Here is a 19,387-nt window from a genome sequence, read left to right on the forward strand (position 1 = left end):
CACTTACCGGGCTTTGCGCGCGGATGACGGCCCCGGTCGCGCCGTGCGCGGCATCGTCACTCTGACAAACAGCGATCTGAGACAGATGTTGCCGATCAGGGGCATGTCGGCTCCCCTTCTGCCCGGTTCGACAATGCGAAGACACACCCCGCGCACAGGACATCCCGACGGTGATTGAAAGCTGAAGACTGACATTGGCCCAATCCGCGTCATGGCTGCCAAACCAGTCTGCCCGCAGGCTGCCTTCCTCTTGGGCTGTCTGCAGCATGATGCAACGTGTGGTCGATTTCCTGCAGAAGGTCTCGACCGAGGCATTTACTGATAGCGCTAACCGGGCTAACGTCACCGGTGGAAAAGGAAGTCACACGAATGCCGCGCCTGCCCGGCGCTCTCGGAACCGCCGCCCCCGCGCGCCGTTTTCCGAAGCGGGCCTGCGCGCATTCGCCGCGCGCATTCAAGGGGCGCGCACCAGTCACAGGTTCTTGCCAGAGGATGGAGCAATGCCACTCGACGCCACGATCGCCAAGGTCACCCAAGCCATCGAAGCCCGCTCGGAAGAGCGCCGTGCAACCTATCTCGACCGCATGGCCCAGGCCGCGGAGGAAGGCACCCGCCGCGCCCACCTGACCTGCGGCAACCAGGCGCACGCCTACGCGGCCATGGGCGGCGACAAGGGATCCCTGGCCGAAGGACGCGCGCCCAATCTTGGGATCGTCACCGCCTACAACGACATGCTTTCGGCGCATCAGCCGTTCGAAGGCTACCCCGCCATCATCCGCGAGGCGGCCCGCGCCGCGGGCGGCACGGCGCAGGTGGCGGGCGGCGTGCCCGCCATGTGCGACGGGGTCACTCAAGGGCAGGTCGGCATGGAGCTGTCGCTGTTCTCGCGCGATGTGATCGCGCTGGCGGCTGGCGTGTCGCTCAGCCACAATACCTTTGATAGCGCCGTCTACCTTGGCGTCTGCGACAAGATCGTTCCGGGCCTTGTTATCGGCGCGGCAACCTTCGGCTACATCCCCGGTATTTTCATCCCCGCCGGCCCCATGACCAGCGGTCTGCCCAACGACGAAAAATCCAAGGTGCGCCAGCAGTTTGCCACAGGCGAGGTCGGCCGCGACAAGCTGATGGAGGCCGAGATGGCGTCCTACCATGGTCCCGGCACCTGCACCTTCTACGGCACCGCCAACTCCAACCAGATGCTGATGGAGATCATGGGCCTGCACCTGCCCGGTGCCAGTTTCGTCAATCCCGGCACCCCCCTTCGCGACGCTCTGACCGAGGCGGGCACGAAACGCGCGCTCGAGATCACCAAGCTGGGCAATGATTACCGCCCCGTCTGCGACATCCTCGACGCCAAGGCCTTCGTCAACGGCATCGTCGGGCTTATGGCAACGGGTGGGTCCACCAACCTCGTGCTGCACCTGCCTGCCATGGCCCGTGCCGCGGGGATCGAGCTGACGCTCGACGATTTCGACGCGATCTCGTCGGTGGTGCCACTGATGGCCAAGGTCTATCCCAACGGGCTTGCGGACGTGAACCACTTCCACGCTGCCGGGGGCCTTCAGTACCTCATCGGCCAGCTTCTGGACGCGGGGCTGATGCACGAGGACGTCAAGACCGTGGCGGGCGACGGGCTGTCGCTCTACCGCTCCGAGCCGAAGCTGCGGGACGGCGTGCTAAGCTACGAGCCCGCCTCGACCGAGACACAGAACGATCGCATCCTGCGCCCGGCCTCGGACGCGTTCCAGCCGACCGGGGGTCTCAAGCAGATGCATGGCAACCTCGGGCACGGGATGATGAAGATCTCGGCCGTGGCGCCCGAGCGCCACGTCATCGAAGCCAAGGCGCGCATCTTCCACGACCAGGAAAGCGTCAAGGAGGCGTTCAAGGCCGGTGAGTTCACCGAGGACACCATCGTCGTGGTCCGCTTTCAGGGGCCGTCCGCCAATGGCATGCCCGAGCTGCATTCCCTGACCCCCACCCTCGCGGTGCTTCAGGATCGCGGGCTGAAGGTGGCGCTGGTGACAGACGGACGTATGTCCGGCGCGTCTGGCAAGGTGCCCAGCGCGATCCATGTCTCGCCCGAGGCCAAGCATGGCGGCCCGCTGGCGAAACTGCGCGATGGCGACATCGTGCGGGTGGATGCGGTGGCAGGCACGCTGTCCTGCCTCACCGAAGGGTTCGAGGATCGCGCGCCGGTGCAGCCGGACCTTGCGGGCAACGGCCATGGCGTCGGGCGAGAGCTGTTCGAGGCGTTCCGCCAGAACGTCGGCCTTGCGTCGAACGGAGCGGCGGTCGTGGTCTAAGACCGCCCGGGCGGGCCGGCCCCGGCCCGCCCCCACGCTCCCGGACCCGGAGCCTGTCGCCTGCGCTCCCAAGTATCTCACGGCCCGCCCTGGGCGTCTTTCCGCCTCTCGGACCATCCTGCCCCCGGGCGTCGCGCTGTACCTTGGCTGGCTGCTGACGTACCATGCGGGCCGCTGGATTCGGCCGGTCTCACCGGGGCAGGCTCAGGCGGGAACGGGACAGTCTGCCAGTGCGCTGCCGGGTTGTGGTCTTCTGCCCCCGCCAGCCGCGACCAGAGATGTTCAGCACCCTCCCAAGCTGTCCCGCTGCACTATTGGCCGTAGCGCCTTGATTTCGGGGGACGCCCTGTCGCAGGCACAGCGTGAGCCGTCCGTCTCCCCTTCAGCCCGCAGCCCCACGGAAAGGCGCCCAGCGCGACCGGCTGTTCAACGGGCCTGTGGGTAGGTGATGATCGACAGGTATTTCGCCGGGATTTCCACCAAGACCTCGGGCCCGTGCGGCGCATCGGAATCGAACAGCAAGCTGTCACCGGGCTCGAGCAGGTAAAGCTGATCGCCGTGACGGTAGTCGATCACGCCCTCCAGCATGTAGATCAGCTCGATTCCCTCGTGCTGGAAGGCCGGGAAGCGGTCGGATTCACTGTCTAGGGTGATGAGGTAGGGTTCGACCACCACGCCCGAATTATTCGACCCGATATGGCCCAGAAGATTGTACTGGTGTCCAGCGCGGGTGCCGGCACGCTCGATCTCGGCGCCCTGCCCGGCCTTCACATGCATCGCCCCGCGTGCCTCCTCGAAGCCCGTGAACAGCTGCACCAGTGGCACCCGGAGGGCATTGGCCAGCGATTGCAGCGTGTTGAGCGAGGGCGAGATCACCCCGTTTTCGATCTTGGACAGCATGCCCACCGACAGCCCGGTCTGCTGCGCCAGCTCGGAGCCTGTCATGCGCTGGCGTTTACGCAGCTCGCGCACCTGCCGACCGATGGCGACCTCGAGGTTTTTCTCGCGCACTTCGCGAACGGCATGGGGGTTTTGGGTGAGCTTGCTGTCGGGGGTCTTCATGGATGGTCCGTCTGGCCTCTGGGTGCTCCGTCGTGATGGTGTCATGGCGTTCATGTCAAGCCTTGCGTGCCTGAGAGGCGGTGGCTCATGGCCCGATCTTCGCGGTATTCGGGGGATGCTCCCCGCGCCGTCCGAGCGTCTTCCGCTGGTCACTACGCACGCCTGAGGAAAGGCCTGCGAGATCGTCGCAGGCTTTTGCTCTGCGCAGGTCCAGGCGTTGGCCGGGCTTCACCAGCCGAGGACTGCAGCCTTCCTCGGCCGGATCGTGGAGCGGCGCTAGGCTCATCTCGCAAGGCAAACGGGTCATGGCGATCTCCGGCTCATAGCTGCCAGACACGATGCAGTCGGGCTGTACCCCCTCGGGGTGCTTCAGCTAGCCCATGCTGATGGCCTCCCCCACGCGTGACTTAGCAACCCGAGCTGAGATAGCCGACCCACTCGCCGTTCCGGTACAACGTCTCGCCCCCAGCAGCACCACCTCGCGTGCAGCGGTAAAGGGTCACCAGCCTGCGGGCGAGCGGCGCAGTGCGAGCGGCCTCGATGGCGTCCCTTCCACCGTAGGTGGCCTTGGCCTTTGACACGTCGAACCCAAGTCCTGCCTCCAGCGGCGTGGTATCATGCCCGATGTCACCACCCCAGGCACAGTAGCCCTTGCCGAAGCGCAGCGTTTCGATGGCGCGACAGCCTACGTCGACTGCGCATTGCTGTCTTGCGAATGGCCTTGTGTTCACGTCCCACGGCGGCGGGCCAGGTGGGCCGCCCGTCGGTGGGCAGGGAGGGCGCGCCCACCACGTTGCTCACTCCATCAGTGGCCAGAGGTCCTGCGCCTCCGATGGGCTGAGCAGCTGCAGGTCCAGCCCGAAGCTGCGGGCGGCAGTGGCCTGCCGTTTGCCTTCCCTCCAACATTCCTAACTGCAGGCAAGACCCAACCCGCCGTTGCGCTTCCATCCAGTGGTTTGCCCGGTCTCGGCGTCAAGCGCATCGTACAGTTTGACCGAATAGCCCTACAGTTCGGTGATATTGTCCAAGCCGCGCAGCTGCCCCACCAGCCCCGCGGCGTGGAAGGGCGTTCCAGAGGTCAGCTTGTGCGCCTCGAGCCGCATCACCTCCGAGCCAGGCTCTGCAAGGAGACAGGCGTGGGAAAGCCGATAATGCCGCCGCGACGATGTCAGCGTGGGCCTCCGCGGGGAAGCTCATGTCAGGTTCCAGTCATCAAGCGCCACGTGGAAGCGGGCGAGGGTCTCGCCCGTGTAGGCGTCATAGTCGAAATCGACCTCCGAGGTGATCTCGGACACCATCGACCACATCGCCTCGCGCAGGAGCGAGGCACATTTCATAGCGCGGTAGCTGCGAATCCAGTCCTGGCCCGGAGTGCGTCCGAGATAGAGCGCCAGCATCTCGGCCTCCGCCTCTTCGGGAAGACCCGAATTGCTTGCCAGCCCGCCCAAGTCGAAACTCGGAGCGTTGAAGCCGCCATATTCCCAATTAACCAGCCAGAGCCTGCCGCCCTCGTCGCGGATGATGTTCTGCGGCAGAAGGTCATTGTGGCCCAGCACCAGCGCAATCTCTCCAACCGCCTCCTCGAGGCGCATGGCCTCGGTCATCAGCATGGGAAGCTTCATCATGTGCGGTGAGCCCTGCTGGCCAAGGACGCTGGCGTAGCTGCGCAGGACATGGAAGACCCAGAAGGTCAGCACCGGGCCGGTGATGCGGCGCGACAGGTCGCGGTGGACCCGGCCCACCAGTTCCACCGCCTCGCGTAGCGTGGCGGGATCGTGCAGGTCGGCCTTGGTGAGAGCCGCGCTCGGAATGAAGTCGGTGACGATAACGCCCGGCTCCGCATGGCGCAGCATGGGGGAAATCCCCGCATAGCCCGCCGCTTCGGTGAGGCTGCGTTCGTTCCAACGCATCACGAGATGCTCGGGAATGTCCTGCCCCAACCGGACGACATAGCGCCCCGAGGGATCCGTCACCACGAATTTGAGGGTGGTCCTCGCACCGGGCAGCGGCTCGATCTTTGGCTGGCCCGACCAGAAGCCAAGGGCGCGAACACGGTCTTCAGGGGTCATGCGATGTCGTCTCCTTTCGCCCGGGCCTTGCCGAGACCTAAACGCGGGAATGGCACCACCGGGTGGGCGAGCCGCTTCTGGTGATAATCGATCTGCCCGATCTCGAGCGCGGTGCCAAGACCGGCATGGGTCACGTCGACCCGGGCCAGTGCGATGGTCTGCCCGAGGATATGGGACCGGGTGGCGAATGCCACCACGCCTAGCTGCACGCGCCCCACTCGCACTGGGCGGGCACGGTTGTCGTGTCCAGCAGCAGGCCCACCAGTTTGCGCTGCGGCTATGGCTTGCGCCGCTCCAGCGCCTCGCGCCCGGAGCACGGCATCGCTTTAAACGTCAGCGGCACGGTAAGGCCGATGCCTGCCTCGAACGGGCCGGACTGGTTGTCGAACTCGTGACCGGTCAAGGTCAGCCCACCCTCGATCCGCAACATGTCGAGCGCGGCAAGGCCCAGAGGCTCGAGCCCGCGCGGGCGCCCTTCGGCCCAGATGGCGTCAAAGATCTCGGGGGGCGTCCAACACCTCGACGCCCAGCGCTCCGGTATAGCCGGTGCGCGAGATCATCACCGGCCGGCCGACGAAATCCTCCAGCCTTGCGATGGTGACATGGAACCAGCCCAGCGCGTCCACCGTCGGGCGGCCCGGCGGGGTCCAGGACAGCGCCAACAGGATCTGCAGCGACAGCCGCCCCTGCACGCCGCCTTGTGCTGCTGGTCGGTGGAGCTGCGCACATGGGCGTCCATGCCCAGTCTCACTGCCTCCTCCCGCAATAAGCTGCCGCAATGACCACAGTCGCCGATCCGGCGCGAGGTGTGGCCTCTGAGCCGGAACACGATGCCGTCGTCGCTCATCTCGCCGTGTTCATCGCAGGCGGCAGGATAGACCACCTGCCCGATGCAAAGCTTATCGATGTTGCGGGTCACGCAATGCTTCATCAGATCCGCGGCTTCAGGGCCGATCACCGCGACTTCGCGCAAGGGCGACAGCTCCGTGATCACCACTTGTTCGCGGCAGGCCCGGTATTCGCCCAGCGCGCCGACTGAGGGGAAGTTGCCCGGCAGCCAGTAGCCCGTGTATTCGGTGAAATCCCGGAGTGGGCGCAAAGCTGCCATGGCCCCCGTGAGGGGCACGACATAGCCGTTGTTGCGGATGGACGTGATTGCCTTCTTCTTGTGCGTCTTCCACTGGACGAACGCCTCGTGCGCGCCCTCGACGCGAAGCTGGGGTTATCGGTTCCCGTGATCAGTTCTTTGACGTAGTCGCCCTGATACTCTGTCGCATCATGATCCGTTTCTCCTGCGTCTTCGTCAGCCTGGCGGGACTGCCAGTCGGCCGCCATCGCCGCACTATGTCGCCCCGGTTTTATCCCATGGGTGCCGTACGGTGCGCCCCGGTGACCGAGTTGCAACCGTATTTCCATCATTGCGATCCGATGCCATCGCCTGAATAGATGGTCCCAAGGATCAGCATGTCGCGCCCGTCGCATTCATCAGCATCGTGGACATAACGGACATGGAGGATGCGCCCGCTGAACCCCTCGAAGCCAGGGTCACAGGGCACGTCGCGGAAGCCGAAATGTTCGTCAAAGCAATGGTCGGCCAGCTTCAGCCCCTCTTTGGGGCCGTTGGACCTCAGTTTGCGGCATATCGACCCATGCACGGGGTTGGCTTACCCTTAGACGCCCGTGCGCCAGGCATTGCGCCACAGACCGCTCCAGTCGGCCTGTTTCCAGTAACAGACGAACTCGGAAATCTCCTCGCCCCTCTCTGCCGCTCACTGGCACCCCAAAAGCTGGGTAAGGCCAGACGGACCGGCACCGATCAGGCGAACCTTCGTTCCCTGATCTACCGATGTGCAATTTTTACTGATGGTTATAAGGTTTTCTCATAAGGCAACCATTCTTCTTGCCACTCTGGGTTTTCTTAAGAGAACCTGAGGTAGATCAGGGAGGGCTGCACGACCATGGGGCAAAGACAGCGCGGGAGGTCCATCACATGCATTTTCTGGTACTCAATCATCAACGCCCACCCCACCGCGGTGCCCTTCTCGAGATGGTGGCGGCCGCCGGTCACGACTGGACGCGCGTCCTTCTGCACGAGGGCACGCCGCTTCCCCCGCTCGACGGCTTCGATGCGGTCTGGGTCAAGAGTGGCTCCATGGACGTCTGGCAGGAAGAAGCCCATCCGTGGCTGCGCGCCGAAAAGGCGCTTATCCGCGAGGCGGTGGTGGACAGGGGCATGCCCTACCTCGGCATCTGCCTCGGCCACCAGCTGCTGGCCAGTGCTCTTGGCGGCGAGGTCCTCCTCGGCACGCCCGAGGTCGGGGTCAAGACCGTCACCCTGCACGGAAGCTCGCCATACATGAGCGATGTGCCCTCGCCTCTGCCAGTGCTGCAATGGCATGCCGCCGAGGTCATCCGCCCACCGGAGGGCGCAGTGGTGCTTGCCTCGTCCCCGGCCTGCTCGGTCGAGGCTATGAGCTGGGGGGACAAGGCACTGTCGGTCCAGTTCGACCTGGAGGCCAAGAAGGAAAGCCTGCGCCACTGGACGGAACCGGCTCCGCGTAACCTCGACGCAGAGGCCACCAACGGCCGGTGGCGGGATGGCCTAGAAGAGGCGCTGGCGCAGCAGCTGCCCGGCATCCACCGGTCGGCCCGGCAGATCTATGACAACTGGTGCCGCCAGTGCGGCATCCCCAACGAACCACCAGGGACGATCAAATGAGCGTTGAACCGATCTCCTACGCGGTTTTCGAGGCTCGCACCGTCCACCTGCAATGTGGCATCACGCTGCGGGACGCAAAACTGGCCTAAACCACCCATGGCACGCTCAATGCTGTAAAGGACAACGTGGTGGACTGCCCAACCCGCTACGGTGGCACCCATGCGGACAACGCCTTTCTCATCGGGCCGGGAATGGCGCTGGACCCCCATACGTATTTCATCGTGGTGCCCGACATGCTGGGCAACGGCGTGTGATCATCCCCCTCGAACACGCCCCTGCCCCTGCACGGCCCGGATTTCCCGAAGATCACACAGTATGACAACGTCATGCTTCAGGAACGGCTGCTGCGCGAGGTCTTTGGGATAGAGAAGATCCGCCTCACCTGCGGCTGGTCCATGGGCGGGCAGCAGGCCTTTCACTGGGCGGCGCCGTTCCCGTCCCGCGTCGCCGCCACGGCCTGTTTCTGCGGGCAAGATGCCAGCGTGTTGCCAAGGATCGTGTCGGACAACACAAATGCTCCGTCCATCGTGATAGGTGCGCTGGGGGCCGGGAGGATCGCCGCCATGCTCTGACGGCCCGCGCCAGACCTAGGCGGCTGCCGTGTCCGCCTGCAGCAGGCCCGGCACGCCGGAGCGCAAAGCCCTGCACAAACCAAAACCGGCCCGCCGCGGCGAGCGGGTTCCTTGCGCGCAAGCCCACCTCAGCGCGAGGTAAAGCTGATCGGCAGTGAGATCGGCCCGGTGTTGCCACTGTCCGCAAGCCATGTGGCCCCGTCCCCGATCACCGGCGCACCCATCCGCGCCGACAGAACCCGGTAGGCCACCGCCATGTCATTGCGCGCCACGAGCTTGCCGAGGCAGTGATGCACCCCGCCGCCGAAGCCGAAGTTGCGCGCTCGCTTCTCGGTGATGTCAAAGGCAGCGCCCTCCATGACTTCGGGGTCGGTGCCCGCGCTTTCCGAATAAAGGTGCAGCACGGTGCCCTTGGGAATGGTGATGCCGCCGTAGTCGAAATCCTCGTTCGCCTCGCACGACACCCATGTGATCGTGGGGCGCACCCGCATGACCTCGGTCGCCGCCGCCATGTCGAGCGACGGGTCGGCGGCAAGCGCCTCCCACTGCCCGGGGTGGGCGGCGAACATCGACATGCCAAGGCCCAGCTGGTTGCGCGTCGTGTCCACCCCCGCGAAGGCCAGCATTAGGGCAAGGTTCCAAAGCTCCCCGTGGCTCAGCCGGTCGCCACCTTCGCGGGCCTGGACCATCACCGACAGGATGTCGTCACCGGGGCTCGTCTCACGCTCTTTCAGGACGCCGGTGATGTAATCGCCAAGCTCGATGGTGGCGGCCTCGATCTCGTCCACGCGATCGGGGAAGTTCACACCAAGCGCCAGCCCCATGGTGGCCGAGGTGCGCAGGATGAACGGCGCCTCGCGTTCCGGCAGGCCGAGCAGCAGGCATAGCACCCGCGCCGCATAGGGGTCGGCGAATTCGGCCATGAAATCGCACGAACCGCGTTCGATGAACCCGTCGGCAAGATCGTTCGCGATACGTTCGAACTCGGGCATGAGCGCCTTGACGATCTTGGGTGAAAACGCCGGGTTCACCAGCTTGCGCAGCCGCCAGTGGTCATCGCCTTCGGTGACGAGGATCGAAGTGTTCCACCAGTCGGCGAACACCCCCGACGTGACCCCGTTCAGGGCAGGCCAGGCATGGCTGCCCTGGATCAGGGACTTGTGGGTGAGAAGCTGGCCCATCTCCTTGTGGCGCAGCACCGCAAGGCCATAGGGCGTGCGGGCGTACCAGCTGCGCGCGCGCGCCTCGCGCACCGGAGTGAGAATGCAGGGTTCGCCACGTCGAGGTAGGGCGCGTCGGGAAACTGCTGCTTCAGCGTCACGGCAGGCACTCCATGCAGGTGTCCTTCTCCCAGTCGATCACGGTGGACAGGAACGGCGCCCACTGGTCGGTCTTGTACTCATGGTAGAGGCGGAACATCTCGCCGGGAAGGCCACGCTGCACAACCTCGTCATTTTCGAGGTGAACCAGCGCCTCACCCAGCGACATGGGCAGTTTCTTGACCGTCTTGCCCTGCGCCATGGCGTCGCAGATGTTGCGCTCTTCGGGAGAGCCGGGATCAAGGCTGTTGTCGAGCCCCTCATCCATCGCCGCGAGCAGCGCCGAGCCCATCAGGCTTTCGAGTTGATCGAAGTGGTAGCAGTAGGGTTTCGACATGCCGTCGGTAGGCTTGCCGTTCTCGTCGTTCTTCAGCCACATCATCTCGGGCTTGGTGCCCATGCGCAGGTGCAGCCCGTGCTTTTCCTGGAGGGCCTTGTGCATCCGGCGCAGGCTGCCGCGGCAGTCGGCGGTAAGGAACGCGCCGGGATCGACCTTTTTCTCGCGGTTGCGGAACAGGGTGCAGTACAGGCGACCGAGTTCGGGGGCCTGGGGAAGCTGCATGAAGGTCTTGGGCTCGGGTTCGGGGATGCCCACCAGCTCGGCGGCCTCGGGGCCGTAACCGAGATAATCGCCCGCGCGGTTGGTAAAGAGGTTCACCGTGGCGCCAGAGACCAGCTGAAAGCCCTTCTTGGCGACGCTTCCCATTGATCGGACGGGATGCCCTTGCCCATGATCTTGCCGGTCACCGAAACGAACTGAAGGTAGAGATACTTGATCCCCAGCGCGTCGATCTTCTAGCGCGCCGCCTTGATCTTCTGGTCGCGTCCAGGCTCTTCGACAAAGCCCACGATACCCATCTGTCCCGACTTCCTTGTTGACCTTTTCTGCAGTCAGACAGCCCGACCGTGTCAGCACCTGACCAGAGAAACCAATTCTTTACGGGAAAATTTTATTCCCAAAGATGGAGTCGCCCAGCAATCCGTCAAGGCCCGTTTGCACAGCGCACAACGATCACGCAATCGCGAGGACAAGGCGCCAGCGTTTGAACAAAAACGATGATCGCCCCCGACCGCCATGCGGCCACGTTTTGCCTGCAGGAAACTTTATTCACTCTGGGGACAGGGTGAACACACCCCGCCCGCCCCCGTCTCATCTGACCGGACATCCGAACGGGCAACAAGAATACAACCAATGGGGAACCTAGGACAATGGAACAGGAAATTGCCGCGCTGACAGAGCGGTTGGCGGCCCTCGAGGGCGCCTCCGGAATGTCGGGCACAATCAACTCCGAAATCTTCTACTGGTGGTGTACCGCCCTGATGATCGCCATCCACGCGGGCTTTCTGGCCTATGAGATGGGAGCGAGCCGGGTGAAGAACGTGCTGGCATCGGGGATCAAGAACATCCTCGCCTTCGCCTTCATGGTGCCGACCTTCTATTTCTTCGGCTGGTACATCTACAACTCGTTCTATGAAGGCCTGCCGCCCTCGGGCGCGGTCGGCCTGCCATGGGAAGCGTCTATGGGGCCGAACCTCACCGACAACGCCACCGGCATCTTCTGGGCCGCCTTCACGCTGTTCGCAGCCACCACCGCCTCGATCTTCTCGGGCGCGGTGATCGAACGCATCCAGACCGCGGGCTTCCTGATCCTCGCGATCCTGCTGGGGTCGGTCGTATGGATCCTTGGCGGTGCATGGGGCTGGCACCCGACCGGCTGGCTGCTGACCGAATTCGGCTACCATGACGTGGGCGCCGCGGGCGTCGTGCACATGGTCGCGGGCTTCTTCGCGCTTGGCGTGCTGATCAACCTCGGGCCGCGCGTGGGCAAGTTCAACAGCGACGGTTCGGCCAATGCGATCTTCGCGCATAACGTGCCCTTCACCATCACCGGCCTGATGCTCATCATCGTGGGCTTCTTCGGCTTCCTCGGCGGGTGCATCATCTACATGCCCGGCGAGCAGTGGATCAACATCTACGGCCAGCCCACCACCCTGTCGGCCTTTGCGTTCAACACGCTCATGGGCATGGCGGGCGGCATCATCGGCGCATGGGTCAAGACCCGAGATCCGTTCTGGATGATGTCCGGTGCCCTGATCGGCATCTTCGCCGCCGCATCGGGCCTTGATGTCTACTACCCGCCCGTGGCCTTCGTGCTGGGCACCTTCGGCGGCTTCGTCGTCCCGATGGTCGCCGTCCAGCTTGAAAAGATGGGCATCGACGACGCGGTCGGTGCCTTCCCGGTGCATGGCATCGGCGGCATGATCGGTGTGCTGGCCTGCGGCGTCTTTGCCGGCGGCTACCCCAACATCGACGGCTACCCGCCGGTGTCGCTCTGGGGTCAGCTGGTGGGTGCCACGACCATGGGGGTGCTCGGCTTCGTGCCCGGCTTCCTGGTGAGCTTCTTGCTCAATGCCATGGGCCTGTTGCGGGTGCCCGACCACATTCAGGAAATGGGTCTCGACATCGTCAAGGTGCCGGTTTCGGCCTACCCCGAGAACTACACCCCGGGCCCGGTGTCCGTGGCCACCCCGAGCGGCGCTGCCGCCGCACCCGCCGAATAAGGCCCACCGTATAAGGAAGAACGGATCACATGAACACTTCTCCGATCGACAGTTGGGACGGCGCCGAGGCGGTCTTCACCTATGCCGACAACCCGGCGATGATGGGGCTTTTCCTGCTGGTGGCTCTGGCCATCACCTTCGGCACGATCATCATCGCAGCCGTGCATGAAAAACACGCCTACAACAATCACTGACGCCTCTTGATCAGATGAGACCGAAGGGGGCGTGCCGCGCGGCTCGCCCCCTTCTTCACGGTCGTGTGGGGTGCTGCGCGGCGCTCAGCGGTCGCTGACGAAAGCGTGCAGCGCCGCCGGGTGGCGCAGGGTGATACGCCCGTAGCCAAGCTCGACCCAGCCCTGCTCCGCAAAGCGGCGCAGCACCGAATTCGCCGTGTGGCGCGAGACGTTGGCCATCTCGCTCAGCTCGGTCTGGGTTATGGTGCAGGGCGGCCCCGCACACGGATCATCCTGCGGATCATCCCCCAGAATGCGCAGCAGCACCGATGCGATGCGCAGGTCCGACTTGCGGATCAGCAGGTCCGTCACCACGCGGGCCAGGATCATCTGGTTGTACTCAGACAGTGACATGAACTCGCGCGATGCATCAGGCAGTGCACGATTGATGCGCACGATGGACTCCAGCGACAGCAGCCCCACCACAGACGGTTCCATGGTGCGGAACGCGAGGTAGCGTGACTGGCCACTGTTGGCCGGGCCCTGCCCGAACCATGACCCGGGGCGAAAGATATGCCCCAGCGCGATGCCCTCGGCTCGGCTTTCGCCGTAAACCCCGAAGCTGCCCTCGATCACTGCGTAGATGCCGCCGGGATCATCACCGATATGGTGCAGAAAGCTGTTGCTGTCGTACTTGGCAACGGTCAGCTCGGACCGGACCGCCTCGCGGAACGGCGCAGACCGCTGCGCCATCCAGCCGCGATCAACCGCGTCCCAGGCTCTGTGCTTCTCCAGCTGCATCCGCTTTCATCTCCCGATGAGAAAAATCCAGACAAAATCCCCAAATGTCAGGTTTTGAACAATTGGCTCGGCGAAGTCCACTAAGGAACCGGCGTACCGGTGCTCACTGCATCATCTTTACGAGTTTCCTTGTGTTAACGTACCCCCGGAGGGGCTGCGCATGCCTTCGGGCGTGGCGCAGCCTCGACAGGAGTGCCCCCGGTATTTCAGCCCGTTCACTCCCCCGTAGGCGGGGTCTTGCCAAGGTCCGGAATCCCTGACTGCCCATTTCCGGACACCCCTGCTAGGGATGGCGCGGCGGCGCCGACTGGCACCGCAGGCGGTCGCCAGAATTGGTCGGAGGCCGCGTTCAAAATCATCTCTTGAAGGGTATATTTGCCTGCATTTTCAGCACCCAGAACGGGGGAGGCGGCACGGCTCGTCTCCCCTTTTTCATGTCAGGCAGCAGGCGCCCGCCGTCGGTCAGGCCGCAGGGGCTTTGACGGGTGACGCCGCCCGGAGGCGCTGGTACGGTGGCGCGAAGGATAAGGGAAAATCACGTCATGCAGCGTTACGAATACAAGGTCCTGCCCGCCCCAGCCAAGGGCGAGAAGGCCAAGGCGGTCAAGGGCCCCGAAGGACGGTTCGCCCATTCCATCGAGCGGCTGATGAACGAAATGGCGCAGGCCGGCTGGGAATACCTTCGCGCTGAGACGCTGCCCAGCGAGGAACGCAGCGGCCTGGCCTCGACCCAGACCATCTGGCGCAACCTTCTGGTGTTCCGTCGCGAGATGGTGGCCCCGGCCGCAGTCCCTGCCCCGGCGCCTTCCGTGGCGGCTCCCGAAACGGCCTCGGGCCCCGCGACCACGCAGGCGCCCGCCGCGGCCCCTGCTCCGGCCCCCAGGCCGGACCGGACCGACGAGGGCCTGAGCGGTCGCAGGCTTGCCTCCGCACCGGAGCTAGCGGCGGCGTCTGCCGGTGCTCCGGCGGTGGCCGCCCCCGAGCGCGAGGCGAAGTCGCCCTCAGCCGAGGTCACGACGACCGATGGAGAATCGATTGTGCTGTCTGCACCCGGCGATGACACGGATGACGGTGACGCGTCCTCCGAAACGCCTTCGTCGGTCCTCACGAACCGCAAGTAACTCGGTCGCGGCACCGAGTTACATGTGGCAAAGGCGCCGAAAATCGCCGCCTCTGCCCAACGCCCCTCGGCCCGCCCATGCCCGGCGAACGTCTGCTGATCATACCGTCCAGCAGGCCACTACGCGGTGAAAAGCCGCTGGATGGCCCACTGGCACCAACCCGCAACATGGCCGTGGACCTTGGCCCGCGGCGGGCCTGCGGGCCTTAGCCGGCCGCCTGACCTGAGAGCCTCATCGCGCGAGCCGTCCGTCGCCTCGCGCCACGGGTCTCTTCCGCAGCGCGAAGCCAGTGGTCTCAGCCCGCCACGTCCAGCGACAAGGCGTGGATCTCGGTCGTCAGATCACCCAGTGCCTTGTGCACCATGCGGTGCTGCGCCACGCGGTTCTGCCCTTTCAGCTCGGGCGCGCGCAACCTTACGTGGAAATGGCTTTCCCCGCTTCCGTCGTCGCCCGCATGGCCCGAATGTCGCGCGCTGTCGTTGCGCACCTCCAGTTCGCTCACGGCAAATGCCTGCCGAATCCGTGTCTCGATTTCCGCCGATCGTTTCAAATTTCGTCTCCTGACCTCTTCAATCCTGTGAGGGATTGTCTAAACTCCCTCGTCCGAGTCGGAAAGGTGAGACCATGAGCAGCAGTGACCCCTTCGGTTTCGATATGTCGGTGAAGTCTTCGAAGAAGAAGAACCCCCGCGGACGCCGTGGCATGTCGGGCGAACAGGAAACATCAACCCGCGTCTGTGACCACGAGGGCTGTCAGGAGCCCGGCAAGTTCCGCGCCCCCAAGGCGCCGGACGTGCTGGATGACTTCTTCTGGTTCTGCAAGGAGCACGTGCGCGATTACAATCAGAAGTGGAGCTTCTTCGACGGCAAGACTGAAGCCGAGATGAACGCCCAGCAAAGCTCCGACAAGGTGTGGGAACGCCGCACCAAGGATTACCGCGACCCCGAGGCCCGCGCCTGGGCGCGGCTTGGCATCGAGGACCCGCACCAGGTGCTGGGCGACAACGCCACGCGCAACCCCGGCCGCACTGGCGGCAGCGCCAACGCCGGCCGCCGCCTGCCCGCGACCGAGAGAAAGGCGCTCGAGATCCTCGATGTGGAGAAGGCGGAAACGAAGGCTGACATCCGCAAGGCCTACAAGGCGCTTATCAAAGTCCTGCACCCGGACATGAACGGCGGCGACCGCAGCCAGGAAGAGCAGCTGCAGGAGGTCGTCTGGGCCTGGGACCAGATGAAGGACAGCCGCAACTTCAGCTGACCCCGCCCGCTGGCTCGGACCGACACGAAGGGGCCCTCGCGGCCCTTTCTTTCATTCCTGCGCCGGAAAGGGCGTCATCCTGCCCGAACCTCATGAGCCATGAGTTGCGGCCCTTCCCGGCGCCGACACTCACCGAACACGCTCACCAAAGACACGCGCGTGCCCCGTTTGCGCTGAGGGACAAAGCCCGGCCATAGGCTGGGGCGTGGCCGAGGCGTTACGCGTGATTATCGTGACCTGCCCGGCTTTTGTCGTCCCACGCGGCAGACGACCGGAAACCTCCGAACATAGGCATTTGCCCTGACGGGACATCACCATCGGGCTCTGTTTCCGAGCAAGTGGGGCTGACCGCGCCACGGGCTGGCGAGAGAGGCACTGCCCCCCACTCCGGCTTTGTCAGCGGCCTGCCAGCGCCCAGCGGATGACGCAGCGCCCATTCTGTCCGTGGGGGGATGCGCATGAAACAGGGGCCACACCAATACTGGTGCAGCCCCTGTTTCATGCGCTGCGGGCGCACCCGTCAGAGCGCTTCGACCTGCAGTCGCCGTCGGCCAAACTGGCCGATCTGAGCCCACCTCTTCGCTGCGCTCTCACGCGCCTTGGGCCCCGTCCCGGCCAATCATGGCGGGTGGACCAACCGAAGCAGGCTCAGGCGGGGGCGAAGGTCATGCTGACGCCGTTGATGCAGTGGCGCATGCCCGTCGGTTCCGGACCGTCATCGAAGATATGGCCAAGGTGCGACCCACAGCGGCTGCAGTGACATTCGGTCCGGGTCATGAAGAACGACCGGTCTTGCTTGGTACCGATCCCGCCCTCGATCGCCGACGTGAAGGATGGCCAGCCGGTGCCGCTGTCGAACTTGGTCTCCGAGGAATAGACAGGCTGCTCGCAGCCCTTACACAGGAAGGTGCCTGCCCGTTTCTCGTCATTGAGCGGCGAGGTGTAGGCGCGCTCGGTCGCCTCCTCGCGCATTACGCTGTATTCCAGATCAGTCAGCATGGCGCGCCATTCGGCCTCGGTCCGGGTGACCTCGTACCCTTGGGCAGCAACGGCGCGGTGACCGGCAAGGCCCGCGACGCTGGCGGTCCCGGCAAGAAAACTCCGTCTCATCATCTGTCGCAACTCCTCTGGCTTGGGTTCGGCAGCGCCGGTCCTCATGGGGCGGCGCTGCCCTTGATATGGGGGCGCGGGCAGGATCGGTCCAGCCCGCGCCGATCCGCGAGTGGATCACATGGCGGGCAGGAGCACGCGGTCGATGACGTGGATCACGCCGTTCGATTGCTTCACGTCCGCGATGGTCACGGTGGCGCTGCGGCCCTGTTCGTCGGTCAGAACGATGTCCTGGCCTTCCATCTTGGCCTGCAGGGTGCAGCCGCCCACGGTGGGCACCGGGTGCATGCCGCCGTCATCGGCGATCATCTGGGCGATGGCACCCGACATGGCGTTGGCCGAAACCACGTGGCAGGTCAGGATCTTGGCCAGCTGGTCCTTGTTCTCATCCATCATCAGCTGCGACAGGCTCTCATCCGAAATCTTGTCGAAGGCCGCATCGGTGGGTGCGAAGACGGTGAACGGGCCTTCCGAGTTCAGCGTGTCCACGAGGCCGGCCTGCTTGACTGCGGCGACAAGGGTTTCGTGATCGGCGGAATTCACCGCGTTCTCGACAATGGTCTTGTCGGCGTACATCGGCGCGCCGCCAACCATCGGGTTGTCCTGCGCGAAGGCCGGAGCGGCAAGGCCGAGGGCAAGGGCTGCGGTGGTAAGTGCGGTGTTGAAACGGGTCATAAGGACTCTCCTCCAGTTATCCTGCACCGGCTCGGTTGAACCGGATGTGCCCGAAGCCACGGCTGGGCGCATTGGAAGGTTTCAATTCCTGCGATCACGGGTACGTGATAACCTTTGGGTGCTGCGGAAGATTGTGCCGGGCGTCGGTTGGGGGGGCACGGCCTGGCGACCCGTCTTGTACGAAAAGTACAGCCGGTCCGCGCATACCCAATCGTGCGATCGCGCACCGAACACCCTGACGGACACAGCGTTCGCGGCCCTTTTGACAGGCTCCCCCGCAGCGCCGCCCCAGCCGACCCGCGCTCAGAGCCGACCGGGTGCCCGCGCGCCGAGCATCATGAGATCTGCCGCGCGGCCGATACCGGCGGCCAGTGTCGAGATGGCGCCTGCCCGCCCCGACGCTCCGCAATGCCGAAGCAGGCCGGAGTGGGCCGCGCGGGTCAGCCCACTTGCCTGCCGTGGCTCCAGACGCCACGGATCACCGGTGTGCCCTCGTTCATGCGTACCCGCACCACGTCACCCAAAAGCCCCGGCGCAATCCGCCCGCGGTCGGTCAGCCCCGCCGCCTGCGCGGGCCCGGCGCTGACCGTGGCGATGGCACGCGGCAGATCATCCCAGATGTCAGCCAGCCGGAAGGCGGCGGTCATCAGCGACGACGGCACGTAGTCAGAACTGAGGATGTTCAGCAGGCCCTTCTCGGCCAGCTCCGCCGCCGCCACGTTACCGGAATGCGAGCCGCCCCGGATCAGGTTCGGCGCCCCCATCATCACCGCGATGCCATGCGCGTGGCAGGCCTCGGCGGCTTCGGCGGTGGTGGGGAATTCGGCCAGCCGCACACCGTGATCTGCGCTTGTTGCCACGTGTTCGGGCAGGGTGTCGTCATGGCTCGCCAGCACCGCGCCAAGCCTGCGCGCCGCCGCGACCGCCCCGGCCTCGTGCTGGTTCCCAAGCCGCGCGTGGATCGCCCTGAGCCCCGCCACGTGGTCCTCGAACTGCGCGTCGTTGAGGCCATGCTTGCCGCAGACATATTCCTTCAGCTTTTCCAGATCGCGGAATTGCCGCTGTCCCGGCGTGTGATCCATGATCGACAGCACGCCCACCCGGTCGGCTTCGGTGAATTCGTCCAGCTCCTCGATCAGGGTTTCGGAGCAGACCTCCGCCCGCAGGTGCAGGAAGTGGCTGATCTTGAGCATTCCCCGCGCCCGCGCCTCGAGGATCTCGGACGCCACGGGCCGCGCATACTTGCGGTAATCCGTGCGCCCGTCCGACACCACCGAGCCCACGCGGATCGCGTCGAAGACGGTGGTGATCCCGCAGGAGGCCAGCTCGCCGTCATGGGCAAGGATCGCCGCCATGTGCGGCCAGTCCACCTTGGGGCGGGGCTGGATGTGCCGCTCAAGGTTGTCGGTGTGCAGCTCGATGAGGCCGGGGATCAGCAGGTCGCCATCGCAATCCACCGCGCCTTTCGGCGCCGTTCCGGTATCGACCGACGCAATGCGCCCATCCCGGATCAGCAGGCTGCCCTGCACCACGTCACCCTCCAGCACGATGCGGGCATTGCCCAGCGCCGTCTCACCCGTTGCCACCGCGTGGCCCACGTTCATGTCGTCCATGCTCTGCCCTTTCTGTCGTCATTGCCCT

At 65.0% G+C, this 19,387-nt stretch carries 22 protein-coding genes and 1 pseudogene; 8 read left to right on the forward strand and 15 right to left on the reverse strand.

Translation table 11 applies throughout. The features are described 5' to 3' along the window. Positions 1 to 500 precede the first annotated feature (500 nt). A complete protein-coding gene (edd, locus tag IEX41_RS02625) occupies positions 501 to 2,306 on the forward strand; it encodes a phosphogluconate dehydratase (protein WP_188788534.1) in 1,806 nt (601 codons plus the stop codon). A 426-nt stretch (positions 2,307 to 2,732) separates the two neighbouring features. On the opposite strand, the gene IEX41_RS02630 is transcribed toward edd, so the two are convergent. The 8 genes and pseudogenes from IEX41_RS02630 to IEX41_RS21760 form a co-directional block, all read right to left on the reverse strand. After that, positions 2,733 to 3,368 carry a helix-turn-helix domain-containing protein gene (locus IEX41_RS02630; protein ID WP_188788536.1) on the reverse strand — a complete coding sequence of 212 codons (636 nt, stop codon included), beginning with the start codon at positions 3,366 to 3,368 and terminating at the stop codon, positions 2,733 to 2,735. A 407-nt stretch (positions 3,369 to 3,775) separates the two neighbouring features. Continuing rightward, positions 3,776 to 4,099: an aminomethyl transferase family protein gene (locus IEX41_RS02635; RefSeq protein WP_188788538.1), complete on the reverse strand. Its 324-nt coding sequence runs from the start codon at positions 4,097 to 4,099 to the stop codon at positions 3,776 to 3,778. A 462-nt stretch (positions 4,100 to 4,561) separates the two neighbouring features. After that, entirely contained in the window at positions 4,562 to 5,437 is an 876-nt protein-coding gene (locus IEX41_RS02640) for a phosphotransferase (RefSeq protein ID WP_188788540.1), read from the reverse strand. Next, complete coding sequence (locus IEX41_RS02645; protein WP_188788542.1) at positions 5,434 to 5,631, reverse strand: hypothetical protein; 198 nt, start codon at positions 5,629 to 5,631, stop codon at positions 5,434 to 5,436. The genes IEX41_RS02640 and IEX41_RS02645 overlap by 4 nt, the downstream gene beginning before the upstream one ends. 83 nt (positions 5,632 to 5,714) lie before the next feature. Further along, positions 5,715 to 5,978: an aminomethyl transferase family protein gene (locus IEX41_RS22055; RefSeq protein WP_188789225.1), complete on the reverse strand. Its 264-nt coding sequence runs from the start codon at positions 5,976 to 5,978 to the stop codon at positions 5,715 to 5,717. After that, complete coding sequence (locus tag IEX41_RS21390) at positions 5,929 to 6,129, reverse strand: aminomethyltransferase family protein (protein WP_229672946.1); 201 nt, start codon at positions 6,127 to 6,129, stop codon at positions 5,929 to 5,931. Before IEX41_RS21390 ends, IEX41_RS22055 begins: the two co-directional genes overlap by 50 nt. A 182-nt stretch (positions 6,130 to 6,311) precedes the next feature. After that, positions 6,312 to 6,545, reverse strand: a pseudogene (locus IEX41_RS21395) (hypothetical protein); the annotation flags it as partial. A 307-nt stretch (positions 6,546 to 6,852) separates the two neighbouring features. Then, positions 6,853 to 7,092 carry a hypothetical protein gene (locus tag IEX41_RS21760; RefSeq protein ID WP_308421482.1) on the reverse strand — a complete coding sequence of 80 codons (240 nt, stop codon included), beginning with the start codon at positions 7,090 to 7,092 and terminating at the stop codon, positions 6,853 to 6,855. A 335-nt stretch (positions 7,093 to 7,427) separates the two neighbouring features. On the opposite strand from IEX41_RS21760, the gene IEX41_RS02665 reads away from it, so the two are divergent. From IEX41_RS02665 to IEX41_RS21400, 3 genes are all read left to right on the forward strand, one after another. Beyond that, on the forward strand, positions 7,428 to 8,156 hold the full coding sequence (locus IEX41_RS02665; protein ID WP_188788544.1) for a type 1 glutamine amidotransferase: 729 nt from the start codon (positions 7,428 to 7,430) through the stop codon (positions 8,154 to 8,156). A 128-nt stretch (positions 8,157 to 8,284) separates the two neighbouring features. Further along, complete coding sequence (locus IEX41_RS21680; RefSeq protein WP_277874158.1) at positions 8,285 to 8,410, forward strand: hypothetical protein; 126 nt, start codon at positions 8,285 to 8,287, stop codon at positions 8,408 to 8,410. 72 nt (positions 8,411 to 8,482) lie between these two features. Beyond that, positions 8,483 to 8,728 carry an alpha/beta fold hydrolase gene (locus IEX41_RS21400; RefSeq protein ID WP_229672888.1) on the forward strand — a complete coding sequence of 82 codons (246 nt, stop codon included), beginning with the start codon at positions 8,483 to 8,485 and terminating at the stop codon, positions 8,726 to 8,728. Positions 8,729 to 8,856: 128 nt separating this feature from the next. On the opposite strand, the gene IEX41_RS02675 is transcribed toward IEX41_RS21400, so the two are convergent. Together IEX41_RS02675 and IEX41_RS02680 are read right to left on the reverse strand one after the other, a co-directional pair. Then, positions 8,857 to 9,981 carry a cytochrome P450 gene (locus tag IEX41_RS02675; protein ID WP_229672889.1) on the reverse strand — a complete coding sequence of 375 codons (1,125 nt, stop codon included), beginning with the start codon at positions 9,979 to 9,981 and terminating at the stop codon, positions 8,857 to 8,859. A 64-nt stretch (positions 9,982 to 10,045) separates the two neighbouring features. After that, on the reverse strand, positions 10,046 to 10,753 hold the full coding sequence (locus IEX41_RS02680; protein ID WP_229672891.1) for a type I glutamate--ammonia ligase: 708 nt from the start codon (positions 10,751 to 10,753) through the stop codon (positions 10,046 to 10,048). Between the two features lie 503 nt (positions 10,754 to 11,256). Between IEX41_RS02680 and IEX41_RS02685 the strand changes: the two genes are divergently transcribed. Continuing rightward, positions 11,257 to 12,609, forward strand: coding sequence for an ammonium transporter (locus tag IEX41_RS02685; RefSeq protein ID WP_188788546.1), 1,353 nt, complete (start codon positions 11,257 to 11,259; stop codon positions 12,607 to 12,609). A gap of 29 nt (positions 12,610 to 12,638) precedes the next feature. Next, entirely contained in the window at positions 12,639 to 12,803 is a 165-nt protein-coding gene (locus tag IEX41_RS02690; RefSeq protein WP_188788548.1) for a hypothetical protein, read from the forward strand. Between the two features lie 84 nt (positions 12,804 to 12,887). Here IEX41_RS02690 and IEX41_RS02695 read toward each other — a convergent pair whose 3' ends face one another. Continuing rightward, entirely contained in the window at positions 12,888 to 13,583 is a 696-nt protein-coding gene (locus IEX41_RS02695; protein WP_188788550.1) for a Crp/Fnr family transcriptional regulator, read from the reverse strand. 542 nt (positions 13,584 to 14,125) lie between these two features. Here IEX41_RS02695 and IEX41_RS02700 point away from each other — a divergent pair. Continuing rightward, positions 14,126 to 14,704 carry a DUF4177 domain-containing protein gene (locus IEX41_RS02700; RefSeq protein WP_188788552.1) on the forward strand — a complete coding sequence of 193 codons (579 nt, stop codon included), beginning with the start codon at positions 14,126 to 14,128 and terminating at the stop codon, positions 14,702 to 14,704. A 295-nt stretch (positions 14,705 to 14,999) separates the two neighbouring features. Here IEX41_RS02700 and IEX41_RS02705 read toward each other — a convergent pair whose 3' ends face one another. Then, positions 15,000 to 15,254, reverse strand: a complete 255-nt coding sequence (locus tag IEX41_RS02705; RefSeq protein WP_188788554.1) for a BolA family protein — start codon at positions 15,252 to 15,254, stop codon at positions 15,000 to 15,002. Between the two features lie 74 nt (positions 15,255 to 15,328). Here IEX41_RS02705 and IEX41_RS02710 point away from each other — a divergent pair, with 74 nt between their 5' ends. Beyond that, the gene (locus IEX41_RS02710; protein WP_188788556.1) at positions 15,329 to 15,961 is read left to right on the forward strand and encodes a DnaJ domain-containing protein; all 633 of its coding nucleotides are present in this window, start codon (positions 15,329 to 15,331) and stop codon (positions 15,959 to 15,961) included. Positions 15,962 to 16,609: 648 nt separating this feature from the next. On the opposite strand, the gene msrB is transcribed toward IEX41_RS02710, so the two are convergent. The 3 genes from msrB to IEX41_RS02725 form a co-directional block, all read right to left on the reverse strand. Beyond that, entirely contained in the window at positions 16,610 to 17,074 is a 465-nt protein-coding gene (msrB, locus tag IEX41_RS02715) for a peptide-methionine (R)-S-oxide reductase MsrB (RefSeq protein ID WP_188788558.1), read from the reverse strand. Positions 17,075 to 17,188: 114 nt separating this feature from the next. Beyond that, entirely contained in the window at positions 17,189 to 17,746 is a 558-nt protein-coding gene (locus IEX41_RS02720; RefSeq protein WP_188788560.1) for a fasciclin domain-containing protein, read from the reverse strand. Between the two features lie 440 nt (positions 17,747 to 18,186). Further along, the gene (locus IEX41_RS02725) at positions 18,187 to 19,359 is read right to left on the reverse strand and encodes an alpha-D-ribose 1-methylphosphonate 5-triphosphate diphosphatase (protein WP_188788562.1); all 1,173 of its coding nucleotides are present in this window, start codon (positions 19,357 to 19,359) and stop codon (positions 18,187 to 18,189) included. Positions 19,360 to 19,387 lie beyond the last annotated feature (28 nt).

The organism is Salipiger pallidus (assembly GCF_014643635.1).
In the GTDB taxonomy this organism is placed as follows: Bacteria; Pseudomonadota; Alphaproteobacteria; order Rhodobacterales; family Rhodobacteraceae; genus Salipiger; species Salipiger pallidus.